This is a genomic window from Novosphingobium terrae, assembly GCF_017163935.1.
In the GTDB taxonomy this organism is placed as follows: Bacteria; Pseudomonadota; Alphaproteobacteria; order Sphingomonadales; family Sphingomonadaceae; genus Novosphingobium; species Novosphingobium terrae.
On sequence record NZ_JABVZR010000001.1, the window covers coordinates 1,159,804 to 1,173,235 of the forward strand.

At 65.3% G+C, this 13,432-nt stretch carries 13 protein-coding genes; 7 read left to right on the forward strand and 6 right to left on the reverse strand.

Annotated features, from left to right (window positions below; genetic code table 11):
- Positions 1–59: 59 nt before the first annotated feature.
- Entirely contained in the window at positions 60–842 is a 783-nt protein-coding gene (locus tag HGK27_RS05500; protein WP_206239391.1) for a response regulator transcription factor, read from the reverse strand.
- 235 nt (positions 843–1,077) lie between these two features.
- Between HGK27_RS05500 and HGK27_RS05505 the strand changes: the two genes are divergently transcribed.
- Both HGK27_RS05505 and HGK27_RS05510 read left to right on the forward strand, forming a co-directional pair.
- Positions 1,078–2,706: a phosphoenolpyruvate carboxykinase gene (locus HGK27_RS05505; RefSeq protein WP_274617152.1), complete on the forward strand. Its 1,629-nt coding sequence runs from the start codon at positions 1,078–1,080 to the stop codon at positions 2,704–2,706.
- Between the two features lie 168 nt (positions 2,707–2,874).
- The gene (locus HGK27_RS05510) at positions 2,875–3,258 is read left to right on the forward strand and encodes a hypothetical protein (RefSeq protein ID WP_206239396.1); all 384 of its coding nucleotides are present in this window, start codon (positions 2,875–2,877) and stop codon (positions 3,256–3,258) included.
- Between the two features lie 264 nt (positions 3,259–3,522).
- Here HGK27_RS05510 and HGK27_RS05515 read toward each other — a convergent pair whose 3' ends face one another.
- Positions 3,523–4,179: an alpha/beta hydrolase gene (locus tag HGK27_RS05515; RefSeq protein WP_068080223.1), complete on the reverse strand. Its 657-nt coding sequence runs from the start codon at positions 4,177–4,179 to the stop codon at positions 3,523–3,525.
- Between the two features lie 152 nt (positions 4,180–4,331).
- Here HGK27_RS05515 and HGK27_RS05520 point away from each other — a divergent pair, with 152 nt between their 5' ends.
- From HGK27_RS05520 to parC, 4 genes are read left to right on the forward strand one after another with little or no spacing between them, the layout of a single operon-like run.
- The gene (locus tag HGK27_RS05520; protein WP_206239397.1) at positions 4,332–5,357 is read left to right on the forward strand and encodes a cysteine desulfurase family protein; all 1,026 of its coding nucleotides are present in this window, start codon (positions 4,332–4,334) and stop codon (positions 5,355–5,357) included.
- Complete coding sequence (locus tag HGK27_RS05525; RefSeq protein ID WP_206239399.1) at positions 5,354–6,436, forward strand: cysteine desulfurase family protein; 1,083 nt, start codon at positions 5,354–5,356, stop codon at positions 6,434–6,436. Before HGK27_RS05520 ends, HGK27_RS05525 begins: the two co-directional genes overlap by 4 nt.
- Before the next feature lie 19 nt (positions 6,437–6,455).
- Positions 6,456–6,800, forward strand: coding sequence for a 2Fe-2S iron-sulfur cluster-binding protein (locus HGK27_RS05530; RefSeq protein ID WP_241126856.1), 345 nt, complete (start codon positions 6,456–6,458; stop codon positions 6,798–6,800).
- A gap of 42 nt (positions 6,801–6,842) precedes the next feature.
- Positions 6,843–9,131 (forward strand): DNA topoisomerase IV subunit A, encoded by a 2,289-nt coding sequence (parC, locus tag HGK27_RS05535; RefSeq protein ID WP_206239401.1) that lies wholly within the window; start codon positions 6,843–6,845, stop codon positions 9,129–9,131.
- Positions 9,132–9,403: 272 nt separating this feature from the next.
- Here the strand turns inward: parC and HGK27_RS05540 are convergent, their stop codons facing one another.
- Genes HGK27_RS05540 through HGK27_RS05555 form a run of 4 tightly spaced genes read right to left on the reverse strand, consistent with a single transcriptional unit; the run spans position 9,404 to position 12,457 of the window.
- Positions 9,404–10,120 carry a retropepsin-like aspartic protease family protein gene (locus HGK27_RS05540; protein ID WP_241126857.1) on the reverse strand — a complete coding sequence of 239 codons (717 nt, stop codon included), beginning with the start codon at positions 10,118–10,120 and terminating at the stop codon, positions 9,404–9,406.
- Complete coding sequence (locus HGK27_RS05545) at positions 10,117–11,289, reverse strand: CCA tRNA nucleotidyltransferase (RefSeq protein ID WP_206239403.1); 1,173 nt, start codon at positions 11,287–11,289, stop codon at positions 10,117–10,119. Before HGK27_RS05545 ends, HGK27_RS05540 begins: the two co-directional genes overlap by 4 nt.
- Positions 11,286–11,891: a CoA pyrophosphatase gene (locus HGK27_RS05550; RefSeq protein ID WP_206239405.1), complete on the reverse strand. Its 606-nt coding sequence runs from the start codon at positions 11,889–11,891 to the stop codon at positions 11,286–11,288. Before HGK27_RS05550 ends, HGK27_RS05545 begins: the two co-directional genes overlap by 4 nt.
- 50 nt (positions 11,892–11,941) lie before the next feature.
- Positions 11,942–12,457 (reverse strand): GNAT family N-acetyltransferase, encoded by a 516-nt coding sequence (locus HGK27_RS05555; RefSeq protein WP_206239407.1) that lies wholly within the window; start codon positions 12,455–12,457, stop codon positions 11,942–11,944.
- Between the two features lie 323 nt (positions 12,458–12,780).
- Between HGK27_RS05555 and HGK27_RS05560 the strand changes: the two genes are divergently transcribed.
- Positions 12,781–13,362: a ribonuclease HII gene (locus HGK27_RS05560; protein WP_206239409.1), complete on the forward strand. Its 582-nt coding sequence runs from the start codon at positions 12,781–12,783 to the stop codon at positions 13,360–13,362.
- Positions 13,363–13,432: the final 70 nt, after the last annotated feature.

A 13,432-nucleotide genomic window follows, 5' to 3' on the forward strand; every position in this document is an offset into this window, starting at 1 on the left:
CGCGATCACGCTGGCCCAGCGCTTGCGCTCCTGAGCGGTCCTACTGACCATGATGCCGATCAGCTTTCGGCAAAGGAATAACCCGCGCCATACAGCGTCTCGATCGCGCTGAAGGTCGGGTCGGCCTGACGGAATTTACGGCGCAGGCGCTTGATGTGCGAATCGATGGTGCGATCGTCGACATAGATGTCGTCGCTGTAGGCCGCGTCCATCAGCTGGTTGCGGCTGCGGATCACGCCGGGGCGGCTCGCAAGTGCTTCCAAAATCAGGAATTCGGTGACGGTCAGCGAGACGGGGACCTCGTTCCATGTCACCTCATGGCGCGCCGGGTCCATGGCGAGGCGACCGCGATGGATGATGTCGGGCGCGGGCTCTCCGCTGGGGGCGGGGGCGGCGCGGCGCGCATCCAGACGGCGCAGGATGGCGCGGATGCGCGCCACCAGCAGGCGCTGGCTGAAGGGCTTGGTGATGTAATCGTCGGCGCCCATGGCGAGGCCCAGCGCCTCATCGGGCTCCTCATCCTTGCTGGTAAGGAAGATGACAGGCAGGGCGCTGGTTTCGCGCAGGCGCTGCAGCAGCTCCAGCCCGTCCATGCGCGGCATCTTGATATCCACCACCGCCAGATCGGGTGGATTATCCAGCAGAGCCTTCAAGGCGCTGGTGCCGTCGGCATAGACGCGGGTGGCGAAACCCTCGGCCTGTAGCCCGATCGAAACGCTGGCCAGAATGTTGCGGTCATCATCGACCAGCGCGATTGTCTGGCCTGCGGCGCTTGGGGTCTGGCCTGCGGCTGCGGAGTTGGCAGCAGTATCCTCCGGGGGATCGATCGGGGTGGCGGTCATCCGCGGCAATCTAGCCAGAGGGGGGGGCGCTGTCCATCACGCCTGTCGATCAGGGGCTTGCGTCGCAGAAATCGGGCGCTTGGGCGACTGCCGTGCGAAATGGATGTTTCAGAGTCGGACAGGCCTGCCATTCCGGTTGAATTCTTCGCCGATCCGGTTACGCATTCGTATGTGGAGACTTGGCGACTCGCTTGTCCTGCCCCCGGGGAAGCAGCGCTTTTTGATGGAGAAGCACTTGACCACCGCAGCCACCACCGCACCGCTTTCCTATTCGCTTGACCAACAGGGCATCGCCGCCAAGGGGCAGATCTTCGCCAATCTGGGCACCGCCCCGCTGGTCGAACATGCCGTGCGCAACGGTGAGGGCCTGCTGGCCAAGGACGGCCCCTTTGTGGTCGCCACCGGCAAGCACACCGGCCGCAGCCCGAAGGACAAGTTTATCGTTCGCGACGCGACGACGGAAAGCACCGTGTGGTGGGGCAGCGTGAACCGGGGCATGACGCCCGAGCATTTCGCGGCGCTGAAGGAGGATTTCCTCAAGGCCGTCGGGGACAAGGAAACGCTCTATGTGGCGGACCTGTTCGGCGGCAGCCAGCAGGAGCACCGCATCAATGTGCGCGTGATCAATGAGTTCGCGTGGCACAACCTCTTCATCCGCACCCTTCTGGTTCGCCCCACAGAGCAGGAACTGACCAGTTTCGTGCCCGAATACACCATCATCGACCTGCCCAGCTTCAAGGCCGACCCGGCCCGCCACGGCAGCAACAGCGAAACCATCATCGCGGTCAACTTCACTGAGAAGCTGATCCTGATCGGCGGTACGGCCTATGCCGGCGAGATGAAGAAGTCGGTCTTCGGCCTGCTCAACTATCTGCTGCCCGCCGATGGCATCATGCCGATGCATTGCTCGGCCAACATCGGGCCCGATGGCGATACGGCGGTGTTCTTCGGCCTGTCCGGCACCGGCAAGACCACGCTCTCGGCCGACGCCAGCCGCACGCTGATCGGCGACGATGAGCATGGCTGGTCGGACGAGGCGGTCTTCAACTTCGAGGGCGGCTGCTACGCCAAGATGATCCGCATCTCGCCCGAGGCTGAGCCGGAAATCTACGCCACCACCAAGCGCTTCGGCACGGTGCTGGAAAATGTGGTGATCGATCCCGAAACCCGCGAGCTGGATTTCGACGACAACAGTCTGGCCGAGAACAGCCGCGGTTCCTATCCGATCGATTTCATCCCGAACACCTCGGAAAAGAACCTCGGCCCCGTGCCGCAGAACGTCATTTTCCTCACCGCCGATGCCTTTGGCGTGATGCCGCCCATCGCGCGGCTGACGCCCGAACAGGCCATGTATCACTTCCTCTCAGGCTACACCGCCCGTGTGGCCGGCACCGAAATCGGCGTGACCGAGCCCGAGGCGACCTTCTCCACCTGCTTTGGTGCGCCCTTCATGCCGCGCCACCCCTCGGTCTATGGCAATCTGCTGAAAGAGCGCATCGCCAAGGGCGGGGTGAAATGCTGGCTGGTCAACACTGGCTGGTCGGGCGGCAAGGCCACGCAGGAAGGCATCAAGCGCATGCCGATCAAGGCCACCCGCGCGCTGCTGAACGCCGCGCTGGACGGCAGCCTGAACGATGCCACCTTCGTGAAGGACCCCAACTTCGGCTTCGAATTGCCGCTGGCCGTGCCCGGCGTGGACAGCAAGCTGCTCGATCCGCGCGGCGCCTGGGCCGACGCGGGCGAGTATGACAAGACCGCCCACGCGCTGGTGCAGCTCTTTGTCGACAACTTCGCCCAGTTCGAGGAGCATGTGGACGAGAACGTGCGTGCCGCCGCCCCGGCAGTCGGCGCCGTGCCCGCCTGATCCCAGCCTTGGGAGAGAGGGAGCGGATCAAGCGCTCCCCACGGAAACACCGGTCTTCCGCCGCGCATGGAGGGCCGGTGTTTTCTTTTGTTAAGTGCCTTGCTTCTGCAACCGGGCTTTGAGACGCTGCTGTTGAAGCGCCACAAGGCGCGTCTCTAGGAGCTTGCCATGAGCCTGTTTGATTCGCTGCTGGGCCAGTTGGGTTCGAATGTGGATGTGGGCAGCATCGCCCAGAAATTCGGCATCGACCCCGCCACCGCGCAGACCGCCATCGCCGCACTGGGCCAGGCCCATCAGGAGCCCGGCGATACCGTGGACACCGCCGCCGCCAACACCGGGATCGATCCCGAAGTGCTGAGCGGCATTGCGGATCACCTCGGCGGCGAAGGCGCGCTGGGGCAGATTGCTCAGCACCTCTCGGACAATCCGCAGATGCTGCAGAGCGTGCTGGGCGCTTTCGGCGGTCAGCAGGGCGAGGGCGGTCAGGGCGGGCTTGGTGGCCTGCTGGGCGCGGCTTCGGGGTTCTTTGGTGGCGGGGCCGCTAAAGAGTAAGGTTTTAAGGGAGAAAATGCGAGGGGGTTACCCCCTCGCGCTCCCATGACGTCTTCCGACGATGGGGCAGGGGAGGCCTACCTTCGTGCCCAACCTCTCCACCTGCGCAACAGAAAGGCGCCGCAGGCAGTTATGCCTCGGCGCCTTTCTATCGTTTAAAGCCTGCGGCGCGGCGGCGTTGCTCTAAGGCTGAACCCGATGTGCAACGCTGACAAAAAATGGGAGCGCGAGGGTGTAACACCCTCGCATCTTCCCTTTTAACCCTTACCGGATCGGACAATCCGGCGACAGACGCATGTCGAGATAATTGTCCACCGCCCGCATCATATCGTCGAGTTCGTTCTCGAAGAAGTGGTTGGCGCGGGGCACTTCATCGTGATGGATGGTGATGTGCTTCTGGGTGCGCAGCTTGTCGACCAGCTTCTGCACGGCGCCGGGGGTCACCACCGTATCGGCGGTGCCCTGCACGATGATGCCGCTGGCCGGGCAAGGCGCCAGGAAGCTGAAGTCATACATGTTGGCGGGCGGGGCTACGCTGATGAACCCACGGATTTCCGGGCGGCGCATCAGCAGCTGCATGCCGATCAGCGCACCGAAGGAATAGCCCGCGATCCAGGTGGTCGAAGCCTCGGGATGGATCGACTGCACCCAGTCGAGCGCCGCTGCGGCATCCGAAAGCTCGCCGATGCCATTGTCGAAGCTGCCCTGCGAGCGGCCGACGCCGCGGAAGTTGAAGCGCAGGGTGGCAAAGCCGCGGGCCACGAAGGTCTTGTAGAGGGCCTGCGTCACGCGGTCGTTCATGGTGCCCCCGGCCTGCGGGTGCGGGTGGAGGATCATGGCGACGGGCGCGCGCGGGCGGGTGCCGGGCTGGAAACGGCCTTCGAGGCGGCCTTCGGGGCCGGGAAAGATCACTGCGGGCATCGGTTCATCCTGCGAAGGGGCAGTCCTCTCTTGTCGGCGCTGCGAAAAATGCGGCGCGCGGGCCAAGGGGGACTGTGAATGGAAGCGATGGGCTATATAGGAAGCAAGGTTCCAAAAGCAATCTTTTCGCGCCTTTCTCGTAAAGCAGGTTCATGGCTACACATCTTTATCTCGATCATGCGGCCACGACGCCTTTGTTGCCGGTGGCGCGCGCGGCCATGGATGAGGGGTTTGCGCATTGGGCCAATCCGTCGAGCCCGCATCGGGCCGGGCGCGCGGCAAGGGCGGCGCTGGAGGATGCGCGCGAGCGGGTGAGGGCGGCGCTGGGCTGGCAGGGCGAGGTGATCTTCACCAGCGGTGCGAGCGAGGCTCTGGCGATTGCGATGCAGCGCTGTGTACAGCCTTTGGTGGCGATCTCTCCGGTGGAGCATGAGGCGGCGCTGCGCCATGCGGGCGATGCGACGAAGCTGGCGGTGGATGCTTTTGGCCTTGTGGCGCCGGGGGATTGCGCGCTGCCGGGGCTGGTCTGCGTGCAGCAGGTGAACAATGAAACAGGGGTGATCCAGCCGTTGGATGAGATTGCCCAAACCGTGCATGGCGTAGGCGGTTTGCTGTTGGCCGATTGCGCTCAGGGGGCGGGGAAGATCGCTCTGCCCGCTGCCGATCTGGCTGTGTTGAGCGCGCATAAATTCGGCGGCCCTGTGGGGATCGGCGCGCTGCTGCTGCGCGACTGGGGGCAGATCCAGCCGAGCGGCGGGCAGGAGCGCGGCTATCGCCCCGGCACGGAAAATCTGCCCGGCGCTCTGGCCATGGCTGCGGCCTTGGAGGCCGGGGCGGATTGGATGGAGGAAGCTGCCCGCCTGCGCACCCGTCTGGAAGCCGCCATCATCGCTGCGGGCGGTGAAGTGGTGGCGCAGGACGCCCCGCGCATCGCCACCATCGGCGCCTATCGCATGAAGGGCAAAGCCGCCGCCGCGCAGCTGATCCGTTTTGACGGGCTTGGCATGGCGATTTCGGCGGGCTCGGCCTGTTCCTCGGGCTCGCTGCGGGCCAGCCATGTGCTGACGGCCATGCAGTACCCTCACACCAGCGAGGTGATCCGCGTCAGCATCGGCCGCGAAACCACCGAGGCGGAGATCGACCAGTTCGCGCAAGCCTGGGCGCAGGTGGCGGGATGATCTACCTCGACTATCAGGCCACCACGCCGCTGGCCCCGCAGGCGCGAGAGGTCATGCTCCACTGGCTGGGCGGCCCGGAAACGACTGGTTTCGCCAATCCGCATAGCCCCCATCGCCCCGGTCGAGGTGCTGCTGCTGCGGTGGCAGTGGCGCGCGATCAGGTGGCGGGTCTGTTCCCGCCGGGCGGCAAGGTGATCTTCACCAGCGGCGCGACCGAGGCGATCAATCTGGCCATCAAGGGCGTGGCGCTGAACGGGCGTAGCATCGCCCATTCCGCCATCGAACACAGCGCCGTGCTGGACACAGTCGCCGCGCTGGGCGGAGGCCATGTGCTGCCCGTCGGCGCGAATGGGCTGGTGGCGCAAGATGTGGCTCTGCCCGAGACCCTCGGCCTGCTCGCGGTGATGCAGGTCAACAATGAGATCGGCACGGTGCAGCCCGTCGATGCTCTTGCCGCAAGGGCGCATGCCATGGGCGCGCTGATGCTGGTCGATGGCGTGCAGGGTGCGGGGAAAATGCCGCCACCGCTCCAGGCCGATATGATCGCGGTTTCGGCGCATAAGATCTATGGCCCCAAAGGGATCGGCGCATTGTGGGTCCGCGATGGGCTGGATCTCACCCCGCTGCTTCACGGTGGCGGACAGGAGGGCGGCTTGCGCTCCGGCACGCTCAGCCCGGCGCTTTGCGCAGGGTTCGGGGCTGCGGCGGCGCTGTGCCAAACCTCGTGGGAAAGCGATGGACAACATGTGGACAGCCTGTGGAAAACTGCGCGCGCCATCCTCCACCGCTGGACGCTCAACGGCGATGAACACAGCCGCTGGCATGGCAACCTCAATCTGCGGCTTGATGGCCTCGATGTGGCCCGGCTGATGAGCGATCTGCGCGATATCGCCTTTTCCGCCGGATCGGCCTGCGCCAGCGGCTCGGGGCGGCCCAGCCATGTGCTGGCGGCCATAGGTCTAACGGCGCCCCAAGCAAAAAATTCTATCCGCATTGGTTTCGGGCGCTATACGGACCCCGGAGAGTTTGCCGAGGCCTTGCAACGAATCGACGCTGCTGCCCAAGCGCAGGGCGCGTGAATCGGGGAGCTTTCGCGGCGTGGCTGACAAGTTTGTACAGGTTGAATTTCTGACCACCGATGGCGGTCGCATCAAGGCGCAGGGCTCGGCGGGCATCAGCCTGCTCGAAGTGGCTCAGGGCGCGGGTATGCCGCTGGAAGGCACCTGCGAGGGGCAGATGGCCTGCTCCACCTGCCATGTGGTGGTGGCACCGGATTGGTTCGCCAAATTGCCGCCCGCCAGCGCCGACGAGGAAGATATGCTCGATCTGGCCGCTGCCGTCACCGCCACCAGCCGCCTTTCCTGCCAGATCCGCCTGACCGAGGACCTCGATGGCCTGCTGGTGCGAATTCCGGGGGAAAGCCGGGATATGCAGCGCCGCTAAACACTTGGCGGGGCAGGCCCCGGCCTGCTACAGCCACAGGCGATGAGCGACATTGACCTGAACGAGCCCGATCCTTTCGACGCCATCGTGGATGCGCCTTTCGACAGCGCCCTGTCGGAGCGCTATCTGGTCTATGCGCTCTCCACGATCACGGCGCGCTCGCTGCCCGATCTGCGTGACGGGCTGAAGCCGGTCCACCGCCGCCTGCTTTGGGCGATGCGTCAGTTGAAGCTGGACCCGTCGCAGGCCTTCAAGAAATCCGCCCGCGTGGTGGGTGACGTGATCGGCAAGTATCACCCGCATGGCGACGCCAGCGTGTATGACGCGATGGTCCGTCTCGCTCAGGATTTCGCGCTGCGCTATCCGCTGGTCGAGGGGCAGGGCAATTTCGGCAACATCGACGGCGATAACGCCGCCGCCTACCGCTACACCGAAGCCCGCCTGACCAAGACCGCGATCCAGCTGATGGCAGGCCTTGAAGAGGGCACGGTCAACTACCACCCCACTTACAATGGCGAGGATGAGGAGCCGGAAATCTTCCCCGGCCTCTTCCCCAATCTGCTGGCCAATGGCGCCACCGGCATCGCGGTGGGCATGGCGACCAGCATCCCCAGCCATAATGTGGCCGAGATCATCGACGCCACCATGCTGCTGATCGAGGACCCGCACACCGAACACGCCGCGCTGATGGAGGTGTTCCACGGCCCGGATTTCCCCACCGGCGGCATCGTGGTGGACAGCCCGGCGGCGATTTCCCACGCCTATGAGACGGGCAAAGGCGCGATCCGCGTGCGCGCCCGTTTCTCCACCGGGCGCGATGAAGAGGGCAATTGGGAAGAGACCGGCATTGAGAAGCTGGGCAGCGGCCAGTGGCAGCTGGTCATCTCCGAAATCCCCTACATGGTGCAGAAGGGCAAGCTGATCGAGCAGCTCGCCGCGCTGATCGCCGACAAGAAGCTGCCCATCCTCGAAGATGTGCGCGACGAAAGCGACACCCAGATCCGCATCGTGCTGGTCCCCAAGACCCGCAACATCGAGCCCGATCTGCTCAAGGAAAGCGTCTACAAGCTGACCGAGCTGGAGAGCCGTTTCAGCCTGAACCTCAACGTGCTGGACGCCCAGCGCACGCCCGGCGTGCTCGGCCTGCGCCCGCTGCTGCTGCAATGGATCGTCGCCCAGATCGACATCCTGCAGCGCCGGAGCCAGCACCGCCTCGACAAGATCGCGGCCCGGCTGGAGCTGGTCGAAGGCTATATCGTTGCCTATCTGAACCTCGACCGCGTGATCGAGATCATCCGCACCGAGGATGAGCCCAAGCCGCTGATGATGGCCGAGTTCAACCTCACCGACCGGCAGGTGGAAGCCATCCTCAACATGCGCCTGCGCAGCTTGCGCAAGCTTGAGGAAATGGAGCTGCGCGGCGAGCGTGACGATCTGCTCAAAGAGCAGGACGAGCTGCAAAAGCTGCTGGAAAGCCCGGCCCGCCAGCGCACGCGCCTCAAGCGCGATCTCACCACGCTGCGCAAGGATTACGCGGAAACCACGCTGCTCGGCCGCCGCCGCACCACCATCGCCGAGGCAGCGCCCACCCGCGAATTCAGCATGGACGCCATGATCGAGAAGGAGCCGGTTACGGTGATCCTCTCGGCCCGCGGCTGGATCCGCGGCGCCAAGGGCCACGAGCCGCTCGACCGCGAGTTCAAGTTCAAGGAAGGCGACGGCCCGGCCTTCGCCTTCCACGCCCAGACCACCGACAAGTTGCTGATCGCCTGCGACAACGGCCGCTTCTACACGCTGGGCGCCGACAAGCTGCCCGGCGCGCGCGGCTTCGGCGAGCCGTTGCGTTCGATGCTGGATATCGACGGCGACACGCATATCATCGCCATCTTCCCCTTCCGCCCGAAATCGCAGATCCTGCTGGCGGGCACCAGCGGCAGAGGCTTCGCCGCCGAGGCCGAGGAATTGCTGGCCGAAACCCGCAAGGGCCGCGCCGTGATGACCACCAAGGCCGATGTGAAGCTGGCGGTCGTGCGCGAAATCCCCGAAGACCACGACCATGTTGCGGTGATCGGCGACAATCGCAAGCTGGTGCTCTTCAGCCTCACCGAAATGCCGCTGATGGCCAAGGGGCAGGGTGTGACCCTCCAGCGTTACCGCGACGGCGGTCTGTCAGACATCACGACCCTGAAGCTGGAAGACGGCCTGACCTGGCGCATGGGCGGCGATAGCGGGCGCATGCGGACCGAGAAGGATATGCGCCTGTGGAAGGTTGCCCGCGGGGCCGGGGGACGGATGCCGCCTCAGGGATTTCCTCGGGATAACAAGTTTTAAGGTTGGGTTTTTAAGAAGGTTTAGAAGGATAAATGCGAGGGGGTTACCCCCTCGCGCTCCCATGACGTCTTCCGACGAAATGGGAGTGGCGCCAAAGCAGTGCGCCCCGGCTCTCCACCTGCGCTGGGCAAAGCGCCGCAGGCAGGCATCTTTTGATCGATAGGCGGTGGGGGCGTTTTCAAGCCTGCGGCGCAGCGACCTTAGCTCTTTGGCTGAAACCGTGGCGCGACTTAGACATTAAAGGGAGCGCGAGGGTGTAACACCCTCGCATCTTACTTTTCTTCGTCCTTACCCCCGACAGGATGATGCGGCACCAGCACCATCACATTGTCCTTCACCTGCCACCGCGCCAGCCGCGACATAAAGTTCATCCCCAAAACATTCGTGCCGCCCATGCCGGGGGCCACCACCACGTCCAGATTGCGGGCGATGACGCTGCCCACGCGCAGTTCCTCCACCGAGGCGACATCGGCCTGTGTGGAGCCATTGGCGGTTTGCATCATCACTTTTTGGCCGAAGGGGCTGGGGGTGATCTGGGCTTTTTCGGCGCTGTCGGGGGAGAGGGTGGTGATGGTGGCGCCGGTGTCGATGAGGAAGCGCATGGGCACGCCGTTGACGCGGGCGGAGAGCCAGAAGTGGCCGTCTGGTGCTAACGGCACGCGGGTTTCGCCGCCGGAGACAGTCTGTTTGGGCTGTTCCGTCAGGCCGGGGCCTTCCATGCCGGTGCTGATATGGGCGAAGCGCAGCACGGCCATGGCGATGGTGGCCATAACGGCGAGGTTGCCGAGCAGGCGAAGGAGGCCGCCCGCCATGGGCAGGCCTCGGCGGACCCAGCCGCCCAGCACCACCAGCACGATGCCGATCAGCGCGAGCTGTGCAAGTGGCTCGGCCATGACGGCGCTGACGATCTGGTGCCAGAGGTCGATCAGCGCCTCTTTCAGCGTGGCGCTGGCGTCTCCGGCAAGGCTGTCATCGGGCAGGGACTTCATTTCAGGCTGGCCAGTTCGGCCTCCAGCAGGGCCTCGATGCGGGTGGCGTCGGGGAAGCCTTCATCGACCCATGCGGTCTGGACGTTATGCAGCACGCGGGCGACTTGCGGGCCGGCAGCCACGCCGCGCGCCACGATCTGGCCGCCTTTCAGCGGGAAGATGGGGGGCGTGAAGTTCTCAATGCTTTTGGCATCGCGACCGGCCAGTAACAGGGCGTCGATGGCTTCGGGCACGCCAAGGCGGTAGGCCAGAGCTTGCGGCGGGGCGGTATCACCGGGGCGGCTTGCGGCGCTCATCAGGCGCTTTTTCTGCACGCCGGACAGGCGGAAGCGACCGGCGATCTGCCCGGCCAACGTTGGATCAGCGGGGATCAGCGCGGCCAGATGGCGGATGGCGACGGGGGCGATGCCTTGCGCCTGCTCCTGCGCCACCAGAGCGGCCAGCGCCTGCACATCGGCCTCGGGCAGGATTTCGGCCAGCACGCCCAGCGCCTGCATCCGTGCCATGGTCGGCGCGGGATCGGGCAGGGCGAGGAGGTTCATCGTCTCCATGCCGATGCGTTCGCGCGAAAGGCCTTTGAGCGTCGCGGCCAGATCGGCGCAGGCCTGTTCGGCCTCGGCATCGGGTTCCCCGGCACCGAAGCGGGCGCGGAAGCGGAAGTAGCGCAGGATGCGCAGATGGTCCTCGCGGATGCGCTGATGCGCCTCGCCGATAAAGCGGACCTTGCGCGCTTCCAGATCGGCCAGACCGCCGAAATAGTCGAAGATTTCCAGCGTTTCGGGATCGGCATAGAGCGCGTTGATGGTGAAATCGCGCCGCGCCGCATCCTCGCGCCAGTCCTGCGCGAAAGCCACTGTCGCCCGGCGCCCGTCGGTGGAAACGTCATGGCGCAAAGTGGTGACCTCCACCGGGCCGCCAGCCAGAACCACCGTTACCGTGCCATGCTCGATGCCGGTGGGTACGGTTTTCAGGCCAGCCTGCTTGCAGGCTTCGACCACATCCTCGGGGGGCAGCGGGGTGGCGGCGTCGATGTCTTTCACATCCGCGCCCAGCAGCGTGTCGCGCACCGCGCCGCCCACCCAGCGGATGTTGTCAGCCCCGAGCGCGCGCACCAGCGCGGCCAGATCCTCGCGCGCTGTCCATGGCGCCTTGGGCAGCAGAGCGCTCACAGCTGGGCCCAGTCGATGCGCAGCGTCAGATTGGCGAGGATCGCGCCGGTCACGCCCCAGATGCGGCGGCCCTGCCAGTCGATCTCGATCACGCGATGCTTGCGGCCCTTCCACTCGACCTCACGCGAGCCATGCCGCGCCGGATCAAGCACATAGGCAGCAGGCGCGGCGAACCAGTCGGCCACCTCGGCGGGGTTGGGGGTGAAGGTCAGGCCGGTCGGGATCGTGGCCAGCACCGGCGTGATCTCATAGCCAGAGGCCGTGCGGATCACATCGAGTTCCCCGATCACCCGCACATCCTCAGGTAACAGCCCAACCTCTTCCTCCGCCTCGCGTAGCGCGGCGGCGATGGCATCCTCGCCCTCCTCGCAGCGGCCACCGGGCAGGGCGATCTGCCCGGGATGCGCGCGCATGGTGGTGGGGCGATGGGTGAGCAGGATTTCGGGCTCACCGGCCTCGCTCACAGCGATCAGCACGGCGGCAGGCTTGAGCGGCACATCATCCTCGATGCGCGGATCGCTCCACAGGCCGGAAACGGCGCGGGCCATGCCGGCGCGGTAAAGCGCCGACAGTCTCTCGTGAAGGGAAGCAGTCTCGGTCATGCGTGGCCCATATGGCCATGTCATGACGGCTTGACCAGAGGCCTGTTGCCTTAGAGCCAAGGCCCCAGCATGCCCACCACCGGCAGCACTGCCGGATTGTTGGCGCGCGCCAGCAGGCGATGGCGCTCAAAAGGCCCGGGCAGATCCCAGCCGCCGGTCTGGGCATTGGTAAAGCCCCAGAAACGCCCGTAATAATCCGGGTCACCGATCATCACCTGAGGCAGCGGCGCCTCGGGAGACAGCGCGCCCAAGGCCGCTGTCATCAGCGCCTTGCCGTAACCCTCGCCCTGATGCGCGGGCAGCACCGCCACCGGGCCGACCATCACCAGCGGATGGCGGCGACCCTCGGGGTCGGTCAGGGCCACCGGCCAGCACTGGATCGTGCCGACCAGATGCTCATCCTCATCCATCGCGGCGAAAGACAGGGCGGGAAGCCAGTCCATGCCCTCTCGCACCTTATAGGCCGTGCGCTTGTGTCGGCCCGGCTCGAAAGCGGAGTCCAGAAGGGTTTCAACCAGCGCGGGGTCAACCGCATCAAGCGGGATTAGGGTGGAGTTCGATGCCATGGCCGCGCGCGGATAGGGCAGGGGTGGGGTGCGTGCAATTGATTTTTGGAAAGGTGAGGAAGGAAGGGAAAAGCGAGGGTGTTACACCCTCGCGCTCCCATGACATCTTCCGGCGATAGGGCAGGGGTGCCGAAATGTTGCGCCCCAACTCTCCACCTGCGCAGCCTAAGGCGCCGCAGGCAGCTGTTTCCTGCCTGCGGCGCGGCGACGTTGCTCTGTGGCCGAACCCATGGCGCGACGTAGACATTTATGGGAGCGCGAGGGGGTAACCCCCTCGCATTGTCTCTTTCCTTCTTCTGCAAACCCCTCCACATCCCCCGCCTATGTGGATCATCGGCGTAGACGAAGCGGGGCGCGGCCCCTTGGCAGGCCCCGTGGTTGCAGGCGCAGTGGCGCTGCCCATGCCCATCGAGGGGCTGGCGGATTCCAAGAAGCTCAGCGCCAAGCGACGGGCTCTGCTGGAGGCGCAGATCATCGAGCAGTCCCATTGGGCCACCGGCGTGTGCGATGTGGAGGAGATCGACCGCCTGAACATCTTCGGCGCCACCATGCTGGCGATGACCAAGGCCGTGGCCAATCTGGTGTCGCGTCTGGATGGCCCGATCTCGATCGTGCTGATCGATGGCAACAAGACGCCCGAGGGCCGCGTGGCGCAGTGGTGCTGGCCGGCCCGCGCCATCGTCGGCGGTGATGCCATCGAGCCCTGCATCAGTGCGGCCAGCATCATCGCCAAGGAGCATCGCGACCGTGTGATGCGCGCCCTGCATGAGGCGCATCCGCATTACGGCTGGGCGCGCAATGCGGGCTACGGCACGGCGGAGCATCTGGCGGGCATGCGCGAGCATGGCGTGACGGCGCATCATCGGCGCAGTTTTGCTCCGGTGGCGCAACTTTGCCTGATCTAGGCGCAAGTTTTCAGAAAAATTTTAGTGTCGGGCGGCTGTGGGTGACCACAAGATGTTGAGTCTCGTCGGA